This is a genomic window from Pseudomonas sp. 05N434 (assembly GCF_056396965.1).
The window spans coordinates 1-915 of record NZ_JBFTMK010000954.1; the positions used below are offsets into that span (position 1 = coordinate 1).

The following is a 915-nucleotide window of genomic DNA, read 5'->3' on the forward strand; positions in this document are numbered from 1 at the left end:
GGAGTTCTACGTCGAGTTTCTGGGGTTCAAGATTGATTGGCAGCACCGCTTCGAGGCGAACCTCCCGCTGTACCTGCAAATCTCCCGTGGCGAGTGCGTGCTGCACCTCTCCGAACATCATGGCGACGCGACACCGGGCTCGGCCCTGCGCATCGAGACCGATGAGCTGGAGGCGTTCCAGCAGCAATTGCTGGCCAAGGAATATAAGTTTGCGCACCCACAAATCCAGGCGATGCCGTGGGGCAGTCAGGACATGACCGTGGCCGATCCGTTTGGCAATCGGTTGGTGTTTACCAATGCGATTAGTGTTTAAGCGTTAGATAGCCTTCGCGGGCAAGCCTCGCTCCTTGTACAGGTTACTCACTGAACCTGTAGAAGCGAGGCTTGCCCGAGAAGGCCATTTATCATTCACCGCAAAGTGAATATCAAACCCGGAAGTGACTCACCATCATCTGCAACTGATTGCCCAACCGCGCCAGTTCAACACTGGACGCAGCGGTTTCGTCGCTGGCGGTGGCGGTCTGTTCGGACACGTCGCGTACGTTGATGATGCTGCGGCTGATCTCTTCGGCCACGGCGCTTTGTTGCTCGGCGGCGGCAGCGATCTGCTGGTTCATTGACTGAATGTTGGACACCGTGCGGGTGATGTTTTCCAGTGATACGCCGGCCTTGCGAGTCAGCGCCACGCTGCTGTCGGTCAGGGTACGACTGTTGTTCATCACCGCCGCCACTTGTTGAGTGCCGTTCTGCAAGCCGGCCACCAGGCCTTCGATTTCCTCGGTGGATTTTTGCGTGCGCTGGGCCAGGCCACGAACTTCGTCAGCCACCACCGCAAAACCACGACCAGCCTCACCGGCACGGGCCGCTTCGATGGCAGCGTTGAGGGCCAGCAGGTTGGTCTGCTCTGCCACGGCC

The 915-nt window shown here is 59.0% G+C and carries 2 protein-coding genes; one reads left to right on the forward strand and one right to left on the reverse strand.

The features are described from left to right. Positions 1-313: glyoxalase superfamily protein (locus AC1DLB_RS31010; protein WP_477786403.1), on the forward strand; the 313-nt coding region annotated here is incomplete at its 5' end. Positions 314-425: 112 nt separating this feature from the next. On the opposite strand, the gene AC1DLB_RS31015 is transcribed toward AC1DLB_RS31010, so the two are convergent. After that, on the reverse strand, positions 426-915 hold a 490-nt coding region (locus AC1DLB_RS31015), incomplete at its 5' end, for a methyl-accepting chemotaxis protein (protein WP_477786404.1).